Source organism: Frateuria soli, assembly GCF_021117385.1.
Classification (GTDB): domain Bacteria; phylum Pseudomonadota; class Gammaproteobacteria; order Xanthomonadales; family Rhodanobacteraceae; genus Frateuria_A; species Frateuria_A soli.
In genome coordinates this window covers 2,519,415-2,541,060 of the sequence record NZ_CP088252.1, presented here as the reverse complement: position 1 = coordinate 2,541,060, position 21,646 = coordinate 2,519,415, and the positions used below count along the sequence as shown (strand labels likewise).

At 69.3% G+C, this 21,646-nt stretch carries 18 protein-coding genes and 1 riboswitch; of the genes, 10 read left to right on the top strand and 8 right to left on the bottom strand.

From position 1 onward, the window contains the following. Nucleotides 1-112: 112 nt before the first annotated feature. Nucleotides 113-1,885, bottom strand: a complete 1,773-nt coding sequence (locus LQ771_RS11725) for an acyl-CoA dehydrogenase C-terminal domain-containing protein (protein WP_231349596.1) — start codon at nt 1,883-1,885, stop codon at nt 113-115. Between the two features lie 67 nt (nt 1,886-1,952). Then, nucleotides 1,953-2,432 carry a hypothetical protein gene (locus tag LQ771_RS11720; RefSeq protein ID WP_231349595.1) on the bottom strand — a complete coding sequence of 160 codons (480 nt, stop codon included), beginning with the start codon at nt 2,430-2,432 and terminating at the stop codon, nt 1,953-1,955. Nucleotides 2,433-2,585: 153 nt separating this feature from the next. Between LQ771_RS11720 and LQ771_RS11715 the strand changes: the two genes are divergently transcribed. Then, nucleotides 2,586-3,053 (top strand): SET domain-containing protein, encoded by a 468-nt coding sequence (locus tag LQ771_RS11715; protein ID WP_231349594.1) that lies wholly within the window; start codon nt 2,586-2,588, stop codon nt 3,051-3,053. A 90-nt stretch (nt 3,054-3,143) separates the two neighbouring features. Then, nucleotides 3,144-3,698 carry a type 1 glutamine amidotransferase domain-containing protein gene (locus LQ771_RS11710; RefSeq protein ID WP_231349593.1) on the top strand — a complete coding sequence of 185 codons (555 nt, stop codon included), beginning with the start codon at nt 3,144-3,146 and terminating at the stop codon, nt 3,696-3,698. A gap of 78 nt (nt 3,699-3,776) precedes the next feature. Here LQ771_RS11710 and fusA read toward each other — a convergent pair whose 3' ends face one another. Further along, on the bottom strand, nt 3,777-5,816 hold the full coding sequence (fusA, locus tag LQ771_RS11705; RefSeq protein ID WP_231349592.1) for an elongation factor G: 2,040 nt from the start codon (nt 5,814-5,816) through the stop codon (nt 3,777-3,779). A gap of 444 nt (nt 5,817-6,260) precedes the next feature. Between fusA and LQ771_RS11700 the strand changes: the two genes are divergently transcribed. Together LQ771_RS11700 and LQ771_RS11695 are read left to right on the top strand one after the other, a co-directional pair. Beyond that, on the top strand, nt 6,261-7,076 hold the full coding sequence (locus LQ771_RS11700) for a hypothetical protein (RefSeq protein WP_231349591.1): 816 nt from the start codon (nt 6,261-6,263) through the stop codon (nt 7,074-7,076). Between the two features lie 140 nt (nt 7,077-7,216). Next, entirely contained in the window at nt 7,217-9,139 is a 1,923-nt protein-coding gene (locus LQ771_RS11695; RefSeq protein WP_231349590.1) for a hypothetical protein, read from the top strand. Between the two features lie 208 nt (nt 9,140-9,347). Here the strand turns inward: LQ771_RS11695 and LQ771_RS11690 are convergent, their stop codons facing one another. The 5 genes from LQ771_RS11690 to ettA all read right to left on the bottom strand — a co-directional run bounded on the left by LQ771_RS11690 (nt 9,348) and on the right by ettA (nt 15,158). Next, the gene (locus LQ771_RS11690) at nt 9,348-10,490 is read right to left on the bottom strand and encodes an FG-GAP repeat domain-containing protein (protein WP_231349589.1); all 1,143 of its coding nucleotides are present in this window, start codon (nt 10,488-10,490) and stop codon (nt 9,348-9,350) included. Between the two features lie 153 nt (nt 10,491-10,643). Beyond that, on the bottom strand, nt 10,644-11,000 hold the full coding sequence (locus tag LQ771_RS11685) for a TfoX/Sxy family protein (protein ID WP_231349588.1): 357 nt from the start codon (nt 10,998-11,000) through the stop codon (nt 10,644-10,646). A 111-nt stretch (nt 11,001-11,111) separates the two neighbouring features. Further along, entirely contained in the window at nt 11,112-12,287 is a 1,176-nt protein-coding gene (locus tag LQ771_RS11680) for a hypothetical protein (RefSeq protein WP_231349587.1), read from the bottom strand. A 206-nt stretch (nt 12,288-12,493) separates the two neighbouring features. After that, complete coding sequence (gene pyrF, locus LQ771_RS11675) at nt 12,494-13,324, bottom strand: orotidine-5'-phosphate decarboxylase (RefSeq protein WP_231349586.1); 831 nt, start codon at nt 13,322-13,324, stop codon at nt 12,494-12,496. Between the two features lie 175 nt (nt 13,325-13,499). Then, nucleotides 13,500-15,158, bottom strand: a complete 1,659-nt coding sequence (gene ettA, locus LQ771_RS11670) for an energy-dependent translational throttle protein EttA (protein WP_231349585.1) — start codon at nt 15,156-15,158, stop codon at nt 13,500-13,502. 155 nt (nt 15,159-15,313) lie between these two features. Between ettA and LQ771_RS11665 the strand changes: the two genes are divergently transcribed. From LQ771_RS11665 to ribBA, 6 genes are all read left to right on the top strand, one after another. Beyond that, the gene (locus LQ771_RS11665; protein ID WP_231349584.1) at nt 15,314-16,282 is read left to right on the top strand and encodes a DUF817 domain-containing protein; all 969 of its coding nucleotides are present in this window, start codon (nt 15,314-15,316) and stop codon (nt 16,280-16,282) included. Further along, nucleotides 16,242-17,510, top strand: a complete 1,269-nt coding sequence (gene glyA, locus LQ771_RS11660; protein ID WP_231349583.1) for a serine hydroxymethyltransferase — start codon at nt 16,242-16,244, stop codon at nt 17,508-17,510. Before LQ771_RS11665 ends, glyA begins: the two co-directional genes overlap by 41 nt. Nucleotides 17,511-17,615: 105 nt before the next feature. After that, on the top strand, nt 17,616-18,128 hold the full coding sequence (gene nrdR, locus LQ771_RS11655; protein ID WP_231349582.1) for a transcriptional regulator NrdR: 513 nt from the start codon (nt 17,616-17,618) through the stop codon (nt 18,126-18,128). A gap of 95 nt (nt 18,129-18,223) precedes the next feature. After that, complete coding sequence (ribD, locus tag LQ771_RS11650; protein ID WP_231349581.1) at nt 18,224-19,366, top strand: bifunctional diaminohydroxyphosphoribosylaminopyrimidine deaminase/5-amino-6-(5-phosphoribosylamino)uracil reductase RibD; 1,143 nt, start codon at nt 18,224-18,226, stop codon at nt 19,364-19,366. 126 nt (nt 19,367-19,492) lie between these two features. After that, nucleotides 19,493-19,639: riboswitch (FMN riboswitch) on the top strand. Between the two features lie 122 nt (nt 19,640-19,761). Beyond that, nucleotides 19,762-20,403, top strand: coding sequence for a riboflavin synthase (locus tag LQ771_RS11645; RefSeq protein ID WP_231349580.1), 642 nt, complete (start codon nt 19,762-19,764; stop codon nt 20,401-20,403). A gap of 111 nt (nt 20,404-20,514) precedes the next feature. Beyond that, nucleotides 20,515-21,606, top strand: a complete 1,092-nt coding sequence (ribBA, locus tag LQ771_RS11640; protein WP_231349579.1) for a bifunctional 3,4-dihydroxy-2-butanone-4-phosphate synthase/GTP cyclohydrolase II — start codon at nt 20,515-20,517, stop codon at nt 21,604-21,606. Nucleotides 21,607-21,646 lie beyond the last annotated feature (40 nt).

Sequence of the window (21,646 nt, the reverse complement as noted above, 5' to 3'; positions counted from 1 at the left end):
GCAGGAAGGCATCGCCCACAAGTGGGCTCCTACCGGGCGGGCGACGATGACGCGCGCCGCTGCAGGGGCCCACTTGCTCTTCGCGACCCACCCCAGGGCCGCCCCGGCGCCCTCAGCCGATGGACGGCAAGCTCTCCACCCCGGCCTCGATCGCCGCCCGGTGCATGGCGCAGCGCGGCAGCATCCGCGCGAAGTAGAACCGCGCGGTATCCCGCTTGGCCTGCTTGAATCCCGGCGACTGCGCGCTGCCGGCGGCGGCAACGCTGCGCGCCCACATGTAGGCCAGCGCCACGTAGCCGGAGTAGTAGAGGTAGTCGACCGCCGCCGCACCCAGTTCCTCGGGATTGGCCTGTGCGCGCTCGGCCACGGCCATCGTCAGGGCCTGCCATTCCCCGGCCGCCTTCGACAGCGGGCCGATGAATTCGGCCACCGCGGCATCGCCCGCGTGCTGTTGGCAGAAGCCGCCGATCTCCGCCATGAAATGGCGGAAGCCCGCACCCTTGAGCTGCATGATCTTGCGGCCCAGCAGGTCCATCGCCTGGATGCCGGTGGTGCCCTCGTACAGCGTGATGATGCGGGCATCGCGCACGAACTGTTCCACGCCGTTCTCGGCGATGTAGCCGTGCCCGCCGTAGACCTGCACGGCCTCCTTGACGCTCTCCTGCGCCAGCTCGGTGAGCACGCCCTTGACGATGGGGATCAGGAACGCCACCAGCTCGCCGGCCTTCGCGCGCGCGGCTTCGTCGGCAGCGCGTTCCTCGATGTCCAGCTGCAGCGCCGCGTAGAGCATCAGCGCGCGGCCGCCCTCGACGATGGCACGCTGGGTCAGCAGCATGCGGCGCACGTCCGGGTGCACCAACAGCGGATCGGCCGGCTTGTCCGGGTAGGCAGGGCCGCTCAGCGCGCGGCCCTGCAGGCGTTCGCGCGCGTAGTTGAGGCTGTTCTGCAGCGCGCGCTCGGCCAGGCCCACGCCCTGCACGCCGACCGCCAGGCGCGCGGCATTCATCATGGTGAACATGCCGAACAGTCCCTTGTGCGGCTGGCCGATGAGCCAGCCCTCGGCGCCGTCGAAGTTCATCACGCAGGTGGGCGAGGCGTGGATGCCCATCTTGTGCTCGATTGCGCCGGCGGCCACGGCATTGCGTTCGCCCATCGTTCCGTCGCGCGCGACCTTGAACTTGGGCACCACGAACAGCGAGATGCCGCGGCTGCCGGGCGGCGCATCGGGCAGGCGCGCGAGCACCAGGTGCACGATGTTCTCGGTCAGGTCGTGCTCGCCGGCGGTGATGAAGATCTTGGTGCCGGTGATCCGGTAGCTGCCGTCGGCACCCGGTTCGGCGCGGGTCTTGAGCAACCCCAGGTCGGAGCCGGCCTGCGGCTCGGTCAGGCACATGCTGCCGCACCAGCGGCCTTCGACCATGGGCTTGAGGAACACCTGCTTTTGCCAGTCGTCGCCGTGCAGCTGCAGCGCGTGCGCCGCGCCCTGGCTGAGCAGCGGGTAGTTGCCCCAGGCGAGGTTGGCCGAGTCGAGCATCTCCTTCATCGCCACGCCGAGCACTTCAGGCAGTGCCTGGCCACCCATCGCCTCGGGCATGGTCAGACCGGCCCAGCCGCCCTCGACGTAGGTCCGATAGGCCTCCTTGAAGCCCTTGGGGGTGGTAACGGTGGCGGTGGCCTTGTCGAAGTGGCAGCCCTGGGCATCGCCGGAGGCGTTGAGCGGGGCGAGCACCTGTTCGTTGAAGCGCGCGGCTTCCTCCAGCACCGCGTCGAGCAGGTCGCGGGTGTGGCCCTCGCCGCCGGCCAGCGGCGTCAGCGTGGCCTCGGCGCCGAACAGGTCGTGCAGCACGAAGCGCATGTCGTCGAGCGGGGCCTTGTACATCGTCATCGGTATGTCCTCGGGTGGAACGGAAGGGCGGGTTCAAGCCGCCATCAGGCGTGCATGAGGGCGCGGGTCAGCGCCAGGTGTTGGCGATGCCGGGCACGGGCGAGAGCCAGTCCTTGCCGGAAAAGCCGAAGTCGCGCGGCGACTTCTCCTGCTCGGGCCTGGCCCGCACGCTGCCGGAGAGCGTGTAGGGCAGGGCGCCGGCGCTGCCCCTGGCGGCGCTGGCCGCCAGCGCCTTGCCCATCGCCGGCGTCGGCAGCACGTCGATCTGCACCGAATCGCTGGCGAAGGCGGGGATGTCGCGCTCGAAGCTGCCGTGCACGCGCACCGGCACGCTGTCGGGCATCGCCAGCTGCGCATCGAGCGCGGTGAAGTCCATGCCGGCGTAGCTGTTGTTCTGGATGCGCACGGTCAGCCGCCAGGCGCCGCCGGGCTGGAGCTCCAGCTGCTGGATGCTCACGGTGGGCGGGAACACGCTCTTGCGGGGCGGGCCACAGGCGATCAGGCCCAGGACCAGCGACAGCGGGACGATCCAGCGCAGGAAACGCATCGTGGGATTCTCCAAACGATCGTTCGAATTCCTGATTCTAACCACAGCCGGCCGGTCCGCGTCAGCGTCCCTGCGGACACGACGGGCGGCGCGGTTTCGCGGTACGCGGCGAACAGGCATCATCAGCGTCTTTCGCCCCAGGATTCCCCACGCATGTCACGCCGCTACATCGCCCGCCGCTCCCCCATCCACGGCAATGGCGTGTTCGCCACCGCGCCGATCAGGAAGGGCGAGGAGATCGTCGAATACAAGGGCACGCTGATGACGCACGCCGAGGCCGACGACATGTATGGCGACGGCGGCGAGACCGGGCACACGTTCCTGTTCACGCTCAACGACGACTACATCATCGACGCCAACCGCAAGGGCAACACCGCGCGGTGGATCAACCACAGCTGTGCGCCGAACTGCCGCGCGGTCGTCGAGGAAAGCGAAAGCGGCGACCCGCGCAGGGACCGCGTGCTGATCGAGGCGATCCGCAACATCAAGCCGGGCGAGGAGCTGACCTATGACTACGGCATCGTGCTGGACGTGCCCTACACCGCGCGACTGAAGAAGCGGTGGCAGTGCCTGTGCGGCTCGCCCAACTGCACCGGGACCCTGCTCAAGCCCAAGCGCTGACCGCGGGCGCTAACGCCCGGATGACATGCGCAAGACGCCTTGCGCATGCATCACCCGTCATGCTCCCCGCTTCGTTCGCAGGAGATCACCATGACGTCATCGAAAAAGCTTAACGGCCGCGCGATCGCCGTGCTCGCCACCGACGGTTTCGAGTATTCGGAACTGACCGAGCCCAAGCGCCTGCTGGAAGAGGCCGGTGCCGACGTGCAGGTGGTCGCGCCGGGCGATGCCAGGGAGATCAAGGGCTGGAAGGGCGGCGACTGGGCCGGCAGCGTGCCGGTGGACATGAAGCTGGGCGACGTAGATGCCTCCGACTTCGACGCGCTGATACTGCCCGGCGGCGTGATCAACCCCGACAAGCTGCGCACGCAGCCGGCCGCGGTCGCGCTGGTGCAGGCGTTCGCGAAGGCTGGCAAGACGGTGGCGGCGATCTGCCACGGGCCGTGGACGCTGATCAACGCGGGCCAGGTCGATGGCCGCAAGGTGACCTCGTGGCCATCGCTGAGGCAGGACCTGGAAAACGCCGGCGCGAAGTGGGAGGACCGCGAGGTCGTGCGCGACGGCAACCTGATCACCAGCCGCAAGCCCGACGACATTCCGGCGTTCGCCAACGCAGTGATCGAGGCGCTGGCGGCGGCGGCCTGAGGCCTCCTGCCGCAGTTCCCTGCGGGCCCCGGTCCCGTGCCCAGCCCGCTCTCCGACGGGAGCGGGCTGGGCGCGCGATCAATCCTCCTCGACGTGCGGCTTCCACGCCTCGGAAAGCTGCTTCTGCACCGGCGGCGGCACCGGCTCGTAGTGCGAGAGATCCAGGCTGTAGCGTCCCTGCCCGCCGGTCATGGCCTTGAGTTCGGTGGGGTAGTCGGTCAGTTCCGCCAGCGGCGCCTGCGCGCGGATCAGCAACTCGCCACCGCGCTGCGCGTCGGTACCCATGATGCGCGCGCGCTTGGCCGAAAGGCTGCCGGTGACGTCGCCCACACTGGTCTCGGGAATGGCCACTTCCACATCCACGATCGGTTCCAGCACGATCGGCCGCGCCTTGCCCACCGCGTCCATGAACGCCTTTCTGCCTGCACTGACGAACGCCACCTCCTTGGAGTCCACCGGGTGGTATTTGCCGTCGTACACGGTCACGCGCAGGTCCTGCATCGGATAGCCGGCGACCGCGCCGCCGTCCATCGCCTGGCGCACCCCTTTCTCGATCGCCGGCAGGAACTGGTTGGGGATGACGCCGCCCTTGACCTCGTCGACGAACTCGAAGCCGGCGCCACGGTCGAGCGGCTCCACGCGCAGGAACACCTCGCCGAACTGCCCGGCGCCGCCGGTCTGCTTCTTGTGCCGGTGGTGGCCCTCGGCGTGGGCGGCGATCGTCTCGCGGTAGGCGATGCGCGGCGGATGCGTGTCCACTTCCACGCCGTAGCGCTCGCGCATGCGCTCGAGCATCACTTTCAGATGAAGCTCCGACAGCCCGCGCACCACCGTCTCGTTGAGCTCCTTGTGGTGCTCCATGCGCAGGCACGGGTCCTCCTCGGCCAGCCGCGCCAGCGCCTGCGAGAGTTTCTGCTCCTGGCCCTTGTGGCGGGGCGTGAGCGCCAGGGCGAACATCGGCTGCGGGTATTCCATCGGCGCCAGGTGGATGCCGTCCTCCTCGTGCGAGTCGTGCAGCACCGCGTCGAAGTGGATTTCCTCCACCTTGGCCACCGCCGCGATGTCGCCCGGGACGGCCTGTTCGATCTCCACGTGCGCCTTGCCGTCCAGCCGGAACAGGTGGCCGACCTTGAACGGCTTGCGCGAATCGTCGACGAACAACTGCGTGTCGCGCCGGATCGTGCCCTGCCACACGCGGAACACGCCCAGCTTGCCCACGAACGGATCGTTGACGATCTTGAAGACGTCCGCGATGACGTGCTTGGAAGGGTCGCCATCGACCGTGATCGCTTCGCCCTGGCCGTCGACGAAGGGCGGCGGGTTGCCCTCGGCCGGATTGGGCAGCAGGCGCACGGCCAGGTCCAGAAACTCGGGCACGCCCACACCGGTGCGCGCGCTGACGAAGCAGATGGGAACCAGGTGGCCCTCGCGCAGGCACTGCTCGAATGCGTCGTGCAGCTGCTCGCGGCCGAGCGCGCCCTCGCCCTGGTCGAGGTAGGCGCCCATGGTCGCCTCGTTGATCTCGACCACCTGGTCCAGGATCTGCTGGTGCGCCGCGGCCAGCGAGGAAAAATCGGTGGTGCCCTGGTCGTGGAAGAAGCAATCCAGTACCTGCGTGCCATCGTGTGCGGGGAGGTTTACCGGGAGGCATTCGGGTCCGAATTCGTCGCGCAGCGTGTCGACCAGCATCGCCAGCTGCGCGCCCTCCGTGTCGATCTTGTTGACCACCAGCACGCGCGCCAGGCCGCGCTCGCGTGCCCGCGCCATCATGCGCCGCGTGCCGTGCTCGACGCCGTTGGTGGCGTTGACCACGATCGCCACCGTCTCCACCGCGGCGAAGGCGGACAGGGTGGCGCCGCGGAAGTCGGCATAGCCGGCGGTGTCGATCAGGTTGATGTGGCAGCCGTCGCGGTCGATGCCCGCGATCGCGCTGTCGATCGAATGGCCGCGCGCCTTCTCCTGCGCATCGGTATCCGATTGGGTAGTGCCGCGCTCGACCGAGCCGGGCGTCTGGATGACGCCGCCGGCAAGCAGCAAGGCTTCGAACAAGGTGGTCTTGCCGGTGTCGGCGTGGCCGGCGAGCGCGATGTTGCGGATGTTTTCCGTGCTGTACGACACGATGCGACCCTCCTCAAGCAGAGGCGCGGGACTCGCATCGGCATGAACGGCGCCGCACGAGGCCGCGCTTGGCGGCTGACGATGGCGGGCCGTCATGGTCGTCCTCAGGCGCGCAAGCGCGGGCGGGGGCGGTCATGGCGGGGTGCGGCGGGTGCCGCCTGTGTAGCCTTGTGCCATCGACCCGCGTGGTCAAGCTGCAATGCGGGCGGGAACCCCTTGCAAACGTGACGGTCTTGCGAAGGCGGGCACGAACCGGCCCGCTTCCCCACGCACGGAGCTTTCCCCATCGTTTCCCCGCCGCAGGTCGAACACCATCGTTGGCAAGTCTCCCCGACGCGCGCCGGCCTGGCGCCGCTGGACGAGGACACCCGAGCGCTGCTGCGCGCCTGGCGCGAGCGGAGGCCGCCGCGCGAGCCCTGGCGTTTCCGTCTCGCGCTGGCGCTGGTGCTGGCGCTGCATGGTCTGTTCGCCATCGTCGTATGGTGGGAAATGCAGCCGCGGCCGGCGCGTGAAGTCGTGCATGCGCGACGGGGCGATGCGCTGCAGGTGCGCCTGATCGAGCGTCCGCGCGCCGCCGCGCCCGCACCGCCGCCGGCCGTGCCGAAACCGCCGCCGGCCGCGCCGCCGCCCCCGGCACGCGAGCGGCCACGCACCGATGCAATGACCGCCAACCTGCCCGCCGCCCGCGCCACGACCGCCACCACACCCCGGCTCTACGACCGCACCGGCCAACCCCTGTTGCCTGCGGGTCCCGCCACGACCGCCACGCCGGCGCCCGGCTACATCCAGCGCATGCCGCAGGGCGACAGCCAGGTGATGAGCCACGACACCCCGATCAAGTACAAAGCCACGCGCTTCGAGGAATATTTCCCGCCGCCCGACGAGACCCTCCTCGGGCAGGGCGTGCGTCGCGCGCTCAGCGCCACCCATTCCAACGAGCACAAGTCCGTCGACCTCGGTCACGGCATCCATTTGAAGTGCAAGACGCTGTTTGGCATCCCCACGCCGATGTGCGGCATGCCGCCGGCGCCTCCCTCGAAGAAGGATGGCGACGAACGCCTCGACATGGCGCCTGCCCCCCTGGCGAAGGAGCTGGCGCCACCGGTGCGCAAACTGTCCGAATGCATCGCCCTCTACCGCGACGGCAAGCCGCTTCCCCACGGCTGCCCGATCGACACGCCGGCGCGCGCCGTCGACGCGGAATGCGGCGAGGCCCGGCAGGCCGGCAAGCCGCCACCGGCTCACTGCCGCAAGCCCTGAAGCGCCCGGTCCACTGGGCGCCTGCAGTGCCTGCTTGCGGGCGATGCAGTCCATGACGCCCCCCGGCGGGCCGGCGGCAACCGACCGGCCGGCCCGTCCACGGCGCACGGCCCCGCCAAGCCGCAGGCTACACTTTCGCCATGCCCCTGCCCCCTGCGGACAAGCCGAGCGACTCGCCCGCCGACGCGCGTCCGGTGGTCATGCTGCGCTCGCCGCGGGACGCCGCGGCGCAGGCCATCGTCTACCGCCGTCGTCGCGCCGAGCGGCCGCGCGACCGCGGCCTGCGCATCGCCGGCCTGGCCGGCACGCTGCTGGTGCATCTGCTGGTGCTGTTCGGCGCCATCCTCGGCCCTGCCTACGACCTGCCGGAACCACCGCGCGACACCGCGCCGCTGCAGGTGCGCCTGATCGACAAACCCGAGCCACCGCCCCCGCCGCCGGTGCGCGGCACGCCGCCCAGGCTCGTGGGACCGCGCCACCGCGGCAACACGCGCGCCGCGGTGACGCGAGCCACGCAGGCGCCGGCCACGCCCCCGACACCGGCGCCTTCCACGCCCGACACGCCGGTCATCACGGTGACCGCGCCCAAGGCGACCATCGAGATCGCCAGAGCCGCCGCACCGCCGCCGCCGCTCACGCTGCCGCGCCCGCAACCGACGCCGGACCTCACGCCGGTGCCGCTGGCCGGCACGCCGCCGCGGATCAACCTGGACACACCGCCGACCGAGCGCCCGGTGCCGCCGAAGTTCCAGCCCGAACCGGTGCGCAAACCGCAGCCCGAAGGCAACCGGCCGATGCCCGCGCCGCCTTCGCTGGCGATGCCGGCCGTCCCCGCGCAGGCGGCGCCGCCGGTCGTGGCGCCCAGCATCGCGCTCGACCAGGTCGCGCCGCCGAAGGCATCGCCACCCAGCACGGTGGACCTGGTCCGCCCGCAACCGCCGGCTGCGCCCATTACGCCGCAGGTCCAGGCGATCCCGCTGCCGGCGCAGGTCGCGCCCACCATCAACCTGGCGCCAGAGGTCAGCGCGCCCGCGCCGCTGGTGCCGAGGGAACGCCCGCGCGTGCAGGTGCCCAGCATCCAGCTTGCCGAGCCACAGCTTTCGGCCGTGCCGCTGGAGACCACGGCCGCGCCCGCCGCGCCGAAACCGGCCGCGCCCACCATCGACGTATCCAGGGCGACGTCGCCCGCGACCTCCATCGTCCTGGCGCGCCCGCAGATCGCCGCCACGCCGTCGACCGAACCCGCGCCGACGCAAGCCGCCGTGCCTGCCGCGCCCACCGGCGAAGCTGCCGCCACGGCGTCGGCCGACGCGCAGGCGCCGGAGAACGCGCCCGCCAGTGCACCGGAGGCTACGCCACAGGGCAGCGATACCGGCACGCCCGGCGCCCGCGAAGCGGCACCCGAAGCCGCCAACGCCAACGGCGCACCCGCCCCGCAGACTGGACAGGGCAGCGGGCAGGGCGAGGGCAGGCAGGGCAAGGCGCAGCCGGGTGCGGCCGGGGGTGCCGAGAAGGGCCAGGTGGGCAGCTATATCCAGCTCAAGCCGCATGGCGACACCGAGATCATGGATCACCGCGTGCCCGACATCGGCTACCGTCCGACGCGGTTCGAAGACGACTGGGCACCCGAAGGCGAGAGTTCCATCGACACCGCGCTGCGCCACGCGGTCGAGAAGACCACCATCAAGCACACGTTCCACCTGCCGCGCGGCGTGCGGCTCAATTGCAAGGTCAGCCCGCTGTTCCCGATCGCGCTGCTTGGCTGTGGGGGTGATCCGCCTGCGAAAGCGGCCCGGGATCCGGAGCTGTACGAGCGCCTGAACCTGGCACCGGTGAAATCGCTCGATCCCACGGCAGCCGCCAGCGCGGCGAAGACTGCATCGACCAATGCGCCCGCCGCCCCCATCCATCTGGACAACGCTGCCCAATGCGCTGCCGCCCGCGTGAGCGGCGGCCCGCTGCCGCCTGGCTGCCCGGGCGACGGCCGCGCGCCACCGCAGCCGATACAGGCGCCCGCGCCGGCCACCAGTTCATGGGTGCCGCCGAGCGATCAGTTCCGCTGAGGGACGGGCAAGCGGATCGGGCTATCGGCTTGCACCGGCGTGGATCGGGAGAACCTGCCCCCAAGCTCACGGCGTTCGCGGAAGGCGGAGCCTGCCATCGATGCCGGTGCAACCCTCGCCGGGAGCGCGGCCACGCGATCGGCGGGTTCCGGGGGCTGGACTACCGGACGATCCGTTGGCGACGGGCTACCGACAAGCCGGCAACAACTCAGTGGGCTGCGTCCGCCTTGCCTGCCGGACGCTTCGCCGGCCGGTTGAGGTAGACCGCATTCACGCTCTGCGAGTTTGCGAACACCAGATCGGGGTAGCCGTCCCCGTCCATGTCGCCGACCGCGACGCCGTACGTCTCGGCGTCGTCTTCGTCGAGCTGCACGCGGCGGAAGTTCGTGCCGGGCCCGTCGTTGAAATAGACCGCGTTCGGCTGTTCGTCGTTGCCTTCCACCAGGTCGAGATCGCCGTCGCGATCCAGATCGGCCGCCGCCAGGGCGTAGGTGCGCGTGCCGGGCGGGCCGAACCGCACCGCCTGCGCGAACGCGCCGGTGCCGTCACCGAGGTAGAGAACGTTCGCACTGCCGATGACACCCAGCGCCAGATCGGGGTTGCCGTCACCATTGAAATCGCCGGCCACGATCGGGCGCGAATCCGCGACGCTTCCGGGCAGGGCGTGCTCGACGAAGCCGCCGGAGCCATCGCCGAGCATCACCACGCTCGCCTGCTGATCCCTGCGCGCGAACGCGAGGTCGACGTGGCCATCCCGATTGAAGTCTGCCGTCGCAACGGAGGTCGATGCGGTATCCGCGCCGCCGATGGGGTGTGGGGTGCCGAAGCCGCCTTTTCCATCGCCCGGATAGAACACGTCCGGATCATGCCGGCGAGCCAGGACAAGGTCCGCCGCGCCGTCTTCATTGACGTCGACAAGCGCCGCGCCCCGCGCGTTGCCACCTCGCGTGCCCAGGCGCGGGCCGGGCGACAAGTTGCCCTTGCCGTCGCCGAGAAAGACCTGTGCGGGCATCACGTCGTGGACGACCACGGCATCCAGGTCCCCGTCCGCGTCCAGGTCCGCCAGGCGGATGGCGTAGCTGGGCATCGCCGCCGTGCCGATAGGGCGGGCCTCCAGTAGCCGCCCGTTGCCGGCATTGAGGAAGGCGACGTCTTGTTGCGCCCAATGCCGGCCGTTGGCGATCACTGCGTCAAGGTCACCATCGCCATCGAGGTCGCCCAGCTGCACGTTGGCGCTCATATGCTCGGCCAAGTCGAACCACAGGAACGGGTCCGCCTTGAACGTGCGCGCCTGGACCGGCGCCGGGGTGGCCAGGGCCGAGCCCAGCAGAACACAGAAGATGGAAAGCATGTCGCATCCTTGGTTCGGGGCGGGCCCGCACATGGCCCCTGCAGGCTACAAAGATACCGCCGAACGCAAGCACGAACTCTTGCCCGGCTTCTCCTGCGGTTGGATCCGACCGCAGGCTTCCCGCGCCAGTGGCCGAGGTCCGCGGCGAACGGTCTACTGCCGGGTGCCGCGGCGGGTTGGCTTGGGCTTGGGCTTGGGCTTGGGCTTTGGTTCGGGCATGGCTGCGGCCGTCGAGGCCAGCAGCGCCTGCAACCGTTCCGCATCGTCCAGCAGCTCGTCTGCCACGGGATAGGGCTTGGCACCGGGGTAGGGAGGACGACGCGGCAGACCTGCCGTCAAGGTCGAGGTGGCATCCGACGCCTTGACGAACAGGCTGTTGTCGCACGCGAAGGCGACGATCCTGCCGTCGACGTAGATGCCGTATTCGCCGAACATCCGCTTGAACGCCACACGTTCACCCAGCGCGGCCTGTTCGACGACGTAATCGATGAAGGATAAGTCCGTTGCCATACATGGCCCCGCGAAGCGCCGCCGCCGGGCGGCGGCGCCCCTTTTATCACACGTTCGCTCTTGTCGCGGGCGGGCCCGGCGGCAGTCGGCCGGGCTCGGCGGGAAAGCGTCTCACGGTGTACCTGCATCGCTGTGGCCATCCGCGCCCAGGTCGCGGGCCATCCGATCGAGGGTGGCGTAGACCGGAAGCTTCTCGGTGATGTCGTACTCGCCGGCCGTCACGTGGGCCGCCGTGCGGCGGCATGTTTCAGCCACCTGCGCCGGTGTGCCGGCAAGCAGTTTTGCGGCCTCGACGTCGCCCTGCTGGTGCGCCAACGCCATCTGCCCGGCGAGGATACGGTCGGCCGCCTCCTTGCCGCTGGAGTTCTGAACCGCGACCAGGAGTGTGGTCTGGTACATCCGGCTGGCGTCCAGGAACATGCCGTTGCGGGCGCGCTCTCGCCATGTGTCGAAGATTCCCTCGCCGTCGGCCGATACGCCGGGCAGCGAATCACAGGTGGAAGCCAGCGCGGAAAGATAATGCTGGAGGGTCAGCGTGAAGCCGGCGGCTTCCCAACCAGCCTCGACGGCACTCGAATCGGTCGCGGGTTCTTTTCGGGAGGCGGACGCATGCTGGGCAAGCGCGTCGCGCTTTGCGGCGAAAGACGAGGTGCAACTCGGATAAGGCGGCTTTTCCTCCGCCACACGGTCGCACACCTGGATCGGCATCAGCGCCGCCAGTCGCTGCGACCACAGCTCGGCATCGATCCGCGGAGGCTCCGATTGCGCGGGTTTGCGCTCGGACCATTGCAGTGTGTAGTAGTCGTGCGCGCCCTTGATCACCACGATCAGCGTTGTCTCGCCATGGGGGGATTCGCTGCTGCCTGGCAGCGCGCCGCAACCGGCCACTGCGGCGTAGGTGGGATAGTCATCGACGACCGGGGTCTCCAGTTCGATGCCGTAATAGGAGTCCGGACAAGTCTCCTGGAAGCATGCCGCGAGGCGGATTGCGAAATCCCTTGGCGTGACCTGCGGGTAGTCGGCCAGGCCGGCGGCTCCCGTCAGGCTGACCATCTGCGACCAGTCAACCAAGGATTCGCCCTCGCGCACCGCTTCGAACAGGTAGTTGTTCGCATGGGTTTCCTCGTTGACCCGAGCGAAGCCTGAAGGCATCGGCCACGCGACAAGCTGGCTGAACACCGGCATGACCGCCACCACGGTGTCGTGGTCGCCGGCAAGCGCCGGCGATGCGCCTGCCAGAACCGCAGCCAGGGCCATGCCTGTCGCTGTCCATCGTCTGCTTGCCATGTCCGCTCCTTGTCCCGTTGGCGAGCGCGCAGGATAGGCATTGCGCGGCGCCGGGCCATCAGCCACGCGTGCCGCCGGGCGTAAGACTTTGCCGCCGCGATCGAGGGCAACGGGCGATAACGCGTGCCGACGCGTCAGCAGTGCGAATCTGTCCAGCGGTGTTTGCTTCGCCCTGTCGCAACGGGAGCGGGTAGGGGGCGTTCGCCTCAGCCGCGGTAGCGGTTGATCTGGTCGCGCAGGGCCTCGGTGGCCTGGCGGGCGGCGGCGGCAAAGTCTGCGTCGTTGGCGGCGTAGAGGATGGCCCGCGAGGAGCTGATCATCAGGCCGGTGCCGTCGGTGGTGCGGCCGTGGCGCAGGACGGCTTCGACGTCGCCGCCCTGCGCGCCGATGCCGGGGACGAGCAGGGGCATGTCGCCGACCAGCGCGCGGACCTGCGCGAGTTGCTCGGGCCAGGTGGCGCCGGTGACCAGGGCGCAGTTGCCGTTGCCGTTCCAGTCGCGCGCGATGGTGCGGGCCAGGTGCTGGTAGAGCGGCAGGCGCTTGCCCTCGGTGCTTTCGACGATGAGGTCCTGCAGGTCGGCGGCGCCGGGGTTGGAGGTGTGGCAGAGCAGGATCACGCCCTTGTCGGCGCGGTCGAGGAAGGGCTGGATGGAGTCACGGCCGAGGTAGGGGTTCAGCGTGACCGCGTCGGCGCCGTAGCGTTCGAAGGCTTCGGTGGCGTAGTGCCGGGCGGTGGATCCGATGTCGCCGCGCTTGGCATCCAGGATGACGGGGATGCCCGGGTGGGCATCGTGGATGTGGGCGATGAGCCGCTCGAGCGCGTCTTCGGCGCGCAACGCGGCGAAGTGGGCGATCTGGGGCTTGTAGGCGCAGACGAGGTCGGCGGTGGCGTCGACGATGGCGCGGCAGAAGGTGTAGACCGCGTTGGGGGTGTCGCGCAGGTGCGGCGGGAATCTGGCGGGTTCGGGGTCGAGGCCGACGCAGACGAGGGAGTCATTGTGCTGCCATGCCTGGTGCAGGGACTGCATGAAGTGCATGGTGGCTCCTCGTTGGGTGGTGATCGTGGTGTGGCTCGATGGTGGTGCGAGGTTGCGGCGGGCGGGTAGGGCGAAAGGCCTCCCCCTCTCCCCAACCCTCTCCCCCGGCTGCGCCGGGGGAGAGGGAGCCGGTTGCTGCGGGATCGAGTTATGTCCGAATCCCGAATCCCTGCCCTCAAGCCAGCTTCTTGTACTTCACGCGCTTGGGGCCGGCCTCGTCGCCCAGGCGGCGCTTCTTGTCGGCTTCGTACTCGTTGTAGTTGCCGGGGAAGAATTCCACGTGCGAGTCGCCCTCGAAGGCGATGATGTGCGTGGCGATGCGGTCCAGGAACCAGCGGTCATGGCTGATCACCACCGCGCAGCCGGGGAACTCCAGCAGCGCGTCTTCCAGCGCGCGCAGGGTTTCCACGTCCAGGTCGTTGGACGGCTCGTCGAGCAGCAGCACGTTGCCGCCCTGCAACAGGGTCTTGGCCATGTGCAGGCGGCCGCGCTCGCCGCCGGACAGGTTGCCGACGATCTTCTGCTGGTCGGTGCCCTTGAAGTTGAAGCGGCCGATGTAGGCGCGCGACTGGATCTCGAAGTTGCCGATGGTGAGGATGTCCGAGCCGCCGGACACTTCCTGCCAGACGTTGTTCTTGCCGTCGAGCGCGTCGCGCGACTGGTCGACGTAGGCGAGCTTGACCGTGTGGCCCAACTTGACCTCGCCCGAATCGGGCTGCTCCTTGCCCATGATCATCTTCATCAGCGTGGACTTGCCCGCGCCGTTGGGACCCATCACGCCGACGATGGCGCCGGCCGGGATCTTGAACGAGAGGTCGTCGATCAGCAGGCGGTCGCCGAAGGACTTGGAGACGTTCTTGAACTCGATGACCTCGTTACCCAGGCGCTCGCCCGGCGGAATGAAGATCTCGTTGGTCTCGTTGCGGCGCTGGTACTCGACCGAGTTCAGCTCCTCGAACCGGTTCAGGCGCGCCTTGCCCTTGGACTGGCGGCCCTTGGCGGCCGAGCGGATCCACTCCAGCTCCTTCTCGATCGCCCTCTGGCGCGACTTCTCCTGCTGGGCTTCCTGCTTGAGCCGCTGGTCCTTCTGCTCCAGCCACTCGGTGTAGTTGCCCTTCCAGGGGATGCCGCGGCCGCGGTCGAGCTCGAGGATCCACTCGGCGGCGTTGTCCAGGAAGTAGCGGTCATGGGTGACCGCCACCACGGTGCCGGGGTAGTCCTGCAGGAAGTGTTCCAGCCACTCGACCGACTCGGCGTCCAGGTGGTTGGTCGGCTCGTCCAGCAGCAACATGTCCGGCTTGGACAGCAGCAGGCGGCACAGCGCCACGCGGCGCTTCTCGCCGCCGGAGAGCGGGCCGACCCTGGTGTCCCACGGCGGCAGGCGCAGCGCGTCGGCGGCGACCTCGAGCTGGCGCTCCAGCGCGTGGGCGTCGTTGGCGGCGAGCAGGTTCTCCAGTTGCTCCTGCTCCTTGGCCAGCGCGTCGAAATCCGCGCCTTCCTCGGCGTAGGCGGCGTAGACCTCTTCCAGGCGCTTCTGCGCGTCGAGGATCTCGTGCACGCCTTCCTCGACCACTTCGCGCACGGTCTTGTCCGGATCCAGCTGCGGTTCCTGCGCCAGGTAGCCGACCTTGATGCCCGGCTGCGGGCGGGCCTCGCCCTGGAAGTCGGTGTCCACGCCGGCCATGATCCGGAGCACCGTGGACTTGCCCGCGCCGTTCAGGCCCAGCAGGCCGATCTTGGCGCCGGGGAAGAAGCTGAGCGAGATGTCCTTGATGATCTGGCGCTTCGGCGGGACGGTCTTGCTCACCCCGTTCATGGTGTAGATGTACTGCATGCTGCGGCTCCCTAAGGGCGTCCGCGGGCCGCGAGGGCGGTCCGGCGGATAAAGGCGGGGAAATGACCGCCAATTATCGCCGATCGGGCCGCAAGTTGCCACGCGGCGAACCGTTTTCCCCTTGAGCCTCCGGGTTTTGCCACGGGAGCGGGGCGATGGAAGCGATCAGCGGCACACGCGGCGTGCGCCGGAGCTGGCGCGGGATCGAACGGTGGTTCGGCCGGATGGCGTCCCGCCACGGGCGGGCGGCGACCTTCGCCTACGAGTTCCTCTGCTTCGGGGTGAAGCAGGCCTCCGCCTGCCTGTTCGGCGGGCTGATGGTCGCGCTGCTGCTGGCCTCCTGGCGCTGGTATCCGGCCGGGGCGCCGCTGGCGCGCTACGACTTCATCACCCTGGCGGCGGTCGGCATCCAGATCGCGTTGCTGGCAAGCGGGCTGGAGAGCCCGCGCGAGGCGCGGGTGATCGCGCTGTTCCACGTGGTCGGCACGTTGATGGAATTGTTCAAGACGGCGGTCGGCTCGTGGATCTACCCGGAGCCGTCGCTGCTGCGTCTCGGCGGGGTGCCGCTGTTCTCCGGATTCATGTACGCGTCGGTCGGCAGCTACATCGCCCGGGCCTGGCGACTGTTCGATTTCCGTTTCACCGGCCATCCGGGCTTCGGCCCGACGGTGGCGCTGGCGCTGGCGATCTACCTCAACTTCTTCTCGCATCACTACTTGCCGGATGCGCGGCTGCTGCTGTTTGCCGCGCTGGGATGGCTGTTCCGGCGCACCTGGGTGCACTACCGCATCCGCCGCGTGCACCGGCGGATGCCGCTGTTGCTGGGCTTCGCGCTCGTGGCGCTGTTCATCTGGCTGGCGGAAAACGTGGGCACGTTCAGCCGCGCCTGGCTCTATCCGGCGCAGCGCCACGGCTGGTCGATGGTGCCCTGGGCGAAGCTCGGGTCCTGGCTGCTGCTGATGGTGATCAGCTACGTGATGGTGTGGGCGCTGCACCGGCGCGGCGCCGATGGTGGCCGCAAGCCCCCGGCAGGGCTACACTTTCCGGCTTGCACCTATCCATCCCCACCCGCCGAGGCGACGCATGTTCCCGAAGGATTGCACGATCGAAGGTTTCGACCCTGAGTTGGCGAAGGCCATCGCCGACGAAGCGCGCCGGCAGGAAGACCACGTCGAGCTGATCGCCTCGGAGAACTACGCCAGCCCGCGCGTGATGGAGGCGCAGGGGTCGGTGCTGACCAACAAGTACGCCGAGGGCTACCCGGGCAAGCGCTACTACGGCGGTTGCGATTACGTGGACGTGGCCGAGCGCCTGGCCATCGACCGCGTCAAGCAGCTGTTCGGCGCCAGCTACGCCAACGTGCAGCCGCATTCGGGCTCGCAGGCCAACCAGGCGGTGTACCTGGCGCTGCTCTCGCCCGGCGACACCATCCTCGGCATGAGCCTGGCTCACGGCGGCCACCTCACCCACGGCGCCAAGGTGAATATCTCCGGCAAGCTGTTCAACGCGGTGCAGTACGGCGTCGACGACGCCGGCCTGATCGACTACGACGAGGTCCAGCGCCTGGCCACCGAGCACAAGCCGAAGATGTTGGTCGGCGGCTTCTCGGCCTATTCGCAGGTGGTCGACTGGAAGCGCATGCGGCAGATCGCCGATTCGGTCGGCGCGATCTTCTTTGTCGACATGGCGCACGTGGCCGGCCTGGTCGCCGCCGGCGTCTATCCCAGCCCGCTGCCGCACGCGCACGTGGTCACCTCGACCACGCACAAGACGCTGCGCGGCCCGCGCGGCGGCATCATCGTGGCCAGCCGCGAGGCGATGGGCGAGGCGGGCGAGGAGATCGAGAAGAAGCTGCAGTCGATCGTCTTCCCGGGCATCCAGGGCGGCCCGCTGATGCACGTGATCGCGGCCAAGGCGGTAGCCTTCAAGGAGGCGCTGGAGCCGGACTTCAAGGCCTACCAGGCGCAGGTGGTGAAGAACGCACAGGCGATGGCGAAGACGATCATCGAGCGCGGCTACAAGATCGTCTCCGGCGGCACCGAAAACCACCTGATGCTGGTCGACATGATCGGCAAGGGCGTCACCGGCAAGGACGCGGAGGCGGCGCTGGGCAAGGCGCACATCACGGTCAACAAGAACGCCGTGCCGAACGACCCGCAGAAGCCCTTCATCACCTCCGGCCTGCGCGTGGGCACCCCCGCCGTCACCACCCGCGGCTACCAGGAAGCCGATTGCGTCGAGCTGGCCAACTGGCTGTGCGACGTGCTCGATGCGCCCGGCGACGAGGCGGTGATCGCCAAGGTGCGCGGGAAGGTCGAGGCGCAGTGCAGGAAGTTCCCGGTGTATGGCTGAGATGCCGGGAGTCGGGATCGGGGATTCGAGATTCGGTAGAGCCGGCAGGTTCGCGAATCCCGGTGCCCTTCCAATCCCCAATCCCGTCTCCCGAATCCCATAACCATGCATTGCCCCTTCTGCCAGCACGAAGACACCCGCGTGATCGACTCGCGGCTGACCGAGGACGGCGCCACCGTGCGCCGTCGTCGCGAGTGCCCGCAGTGCGGCGAGCGTTTCAACACGTTCGAGACGGCGGAGCTGAAGCTGCCGGCGATCGTCAAGAGCGGCGAGCGGCGCGAGGCGTTCGACGAGCGCAAGCTGCGCACCAGTTTCGATCGCGCGCTGCAGAAGCGGCCGGTAGCCAGCCACGACGTCGACAACGCGGTGCGCGAGATCATCAACGACCTGCGGCGCAGCGGCGAGCGCGAAGTGCCCTCGCGCCAGGTCGGTGAGCTGGTGATGCGCGAGTTGAAGAAGCTCGACCAGGTCGCCTACGTGCGTTTTGCCTCGGTCTACCGCAAGTTCGAGGACGTGCAGGCGTTCCGCGAGGAGATCGAGAAGCTCGAGCGGGACCTGCCCGGGCTGGATGGGCTGCAGTTGCCGTTGCTGGGCGGCAGCAAGCGGCCGGGCAAATAGGCTTACGCGATGCGGTTGCGGGAGCGCCTCCTGTGCGCGCCCGTGCCGCCCGGTCGCGCACAGGGTGCGCTCCTACAGGACTTTGGCGCTGCGACATGACCGCTTCGTTCTCCGCGCTCGACCATCGGCACATGGAGCACGCGCTCCGGCTGGCCGGGCGTGGCCTCTACACGACCCAGCCAAACCCGCGCGTGGGGTGCGTGATCGCGCACGGCGAACGCGTGGTCGGTAGCGGATGGCACCGGCGCGCGGGAGAGCCGCATGCGGAAGTATTCGCGCTGCACGAAGCGGCGGAGGCGGCGCGTGGGGCTACCGCGTACGTGACGCTCGAGCCTTGCGCGCATTTCGGCCGGACGCCACCTTGTGCCGATGCGCTGGTGGCCGCCGGCGTGGCGCGGGTGGTGATAGCTGCGGAGGATCCGTTCCCGCGGGTGGCCGGACGCGGGACCGGGAAACTTCGCGCCGCGGGCATCACGGTGGAGTCCGGCCTGCTGCGCGAGGAGGCACGCGAGCTCAACATCGGTTTCTTCAGTCGCATCGAGCGCGGACGCCCGTGGGTGCGGGTCAAGCTGGCGATGAGCCTCGATGGGCGCACCGCGCTGGCCGATGGTGAATCGAAGTGGATCACCGGCGAGGCCGCGCGCGCGGACGTGCAGCGTTGGCGTGCGCGCAGTTCGGCGATCCTCACCGGCAGCGGCACCGTGCTGGCCGACAACCCGCGACTCACCGTGCGCCTGCCCGAAGACGAAGGTAGTGGCTTTCCTCACGGCGCCGCGGGGGAGGGTGGGGATGTCTTCCCGGTATCACCGCTGCGCGTGATCCTCGACCGCCAGTTGCGCACGCCGCCCGGCGCCCATGTGCTCGATCCGGGCGCACCCACGCTGTTCATGCACGCGCGCGCCGCAACCGTTCCGCCTCACCTGGCAGTGGTCGAACGCGTCGTCCTGGGCGCGGAGGGCGGCCATCTCGACCTCCAGGCCGCGCTTGCCGAGCTCGCCTGCCGCGAGGTCAATGAGGTGCACGTCGAAGCGGGCCCGACGTTGTGTGGCGCGCTATTGGCGGCCGGGCTGGCCGACGAGCTGCTGCTTTACGTGGCGCCCGTGCTGCTCGGCGATACGGCGCGACCGCTGCTGGCCCTGCCGCCGCTGGCGCGGATGGCCGATCGCTGGCGGTTGCGGACGCTGGACCGGCGGATGGTCGGCGAGGACATCCGCCTGCGGCTGCGGCCGGCCTCGTAGGAGCAAACCCTGCGCGCGACTGCGCGGGACGAGCTCGCGTGCTGGCGTCGCGCACAAGGTAGGCGCTCCTGCGGGAGTCCGGCGATCGGTCCGGTGCTAGACTGCGCCCGCCGGCCTGGCCGGTAATCGCGTCTTCAGGGCGGGGCGAAATTCCCCACCGGCGGTAGGTTTCGCAAGAAACGAGCCCGCGAGCGCTTCCGCCCTGGCGGGAGGTCAGCAGATCCGGTCCGATGCCGGAGCCGACGGTCACAGTCCGGATGAAAGAAGACGGTCGCGCGCATGGCTGCCAAGGCCGTGCGCAGGCCTCATGCCTTGGGGCGTTCTCATCTGGTTCGCGGAGAACGTTTCATGTCCAAATCCACCTGTATTGCCGCCTCCGTCCGGGAGGTGCGCTGATGTTCACCGGCATCATCCAGACCGTGGGTCGCATCGCGCGGCTCGAAAAGCGCGGCGGTGACGTGCGCCTGCATGTCGATACCGCCGGGCTCGACCTGGCCGACGTGCAGCTGGGCGATTCGATCGCCGTATCCGGCGTGTGCCTGACGGCCATCTTGCTCGGCGAGCGTGGCTTCGCGGCCGACGTGTCCAACGAAACGCTGTCGCTCACCACGCTGGGCCAGCTCAAGGCGGGCGACCCCGTCAACCTGGAAAAGGCGTTGCGGCTGGCCGACCGGCTGGGCGGCCACCTGGTGTCCGGCCATGTCGACGGCGTCGGCAAGGTGGTCTCGGTCACGCCCGATGCGCGCTCGCAGCGCTGGACCTTCGAGGTCCCGGCGGACCTGGCGCGCTACATCGCGGCCAAGGGCTCGATCTGCATCGACGGCACCAGCCTCACCGTCAACGAGGTGGCCGGCAACCGTTTCGGCGTGAACCTGATTCCGCACACGGTGGAACACACCGCTTTCCATGCCAGGCGCGCGGGCGACGGCGTGAACATCGAGGTGGACGTGATCGCGCGCTACGTCGAACGGCTGATCGGCAGCGGCCAGGGGCCGCGGCTGGACGAGGCGTTCCTGAAGCAGCACGGCTTCGCCTGACACCTCGATTCCCTCGCCCATCGTGAGGGGCAAGGCCGGCCGCGGCGCAGGCCCGGGCCGTTCCGCCATCCTCCATCCTCTCTGGACGCCACACACACCGGATCCCCAAGCATGTCCTTCAACACCATCCCCGAAATCCTCGAAGACCTCCGCGCCGGCCGGATGGTCGTGATCCTCGACGACGAGGACCGCGAGAACGAGGGTGACATCGTCATGGCCGCGCAGATGGTGCGGCCGGAAGACGTCAACTTCATGGTCCGCGAGGCGCGCGGCCTGCTGTGCCTGACGCTCACCGAGCAGCGCACGCGCCAGCTGGGCCTCAAGCCCATGGTCAGCGACAACACCTCGCCCTACCACACCAACTTCACCGTCTCGATCGAGGCGGCCGAAGGCGTCACCACCGGCATCTCGGCCCACGACCGTGCGCGGACGATCCAGGTGGCGGTCAAGTCCGACGCCAGGCCGCAGGACCTCTCGCAGCCGGGCCACATCTTCCCGCTCACGGCGCAGCCGGGCGGCGTGCTCACCCGTGCCGGCCACACCGAGGCCGGTTGCGACCTGGCGGCGCTGGCGGGCCTGGAACCCTCCGCCGTGCTGATCGAGATCCTGCACGAGGACGGTTCAATGGCGCGCCGCCCCGAGCTGGAAGTCTTTGCGGCCAGACATGGCCTGAAGATCGGCACCATCGCCGACCTGATCCGCTACCGGCTGGAGACCGAGAAGACCATCCAGCGCGTGCACGAGGAAGAGGTCGATACCGAGTTCGGCCGGTTCCGGCTGGTGGCGTACCGTGACGCGATCCGCCATGGCCTGCACTACGCGCTGGTGCGCGGCACGGTCGACGATGGCGCGCCGGTGCTCACCCGCGTGCACGTGCGCAACACCTTGTCCGACGTGCTGCACCTCAGGCGCGAGGACCTCGGGCTGACCGTCACCGCGGCGCTGCGGCGCATCGCCGACGAGGGGCGCGGCGTGCTGCTGGTGCTTTCCGGCGAGGACACCACCGAGGCCCTGCTGGCCCGGCTCAAGCGCCAGCCGGCCGCGCTGGCGCCGGAGGATGCGCAGCAGCAGGAGTGGCGCCAGCTGGGCCTGGGCGCGCAGATCCTCACCGACCTGGGCGTGCACAAGCTGTGCGTGATGGGGACGCCGCGCAAGCTGGTGGGCCTGGCGGGGTTTGATCTGGAAGTGGTCGAGTACGTGTGACGTGGCCGCCGCAAAACTCCACATGCCTTAGGATGACTCG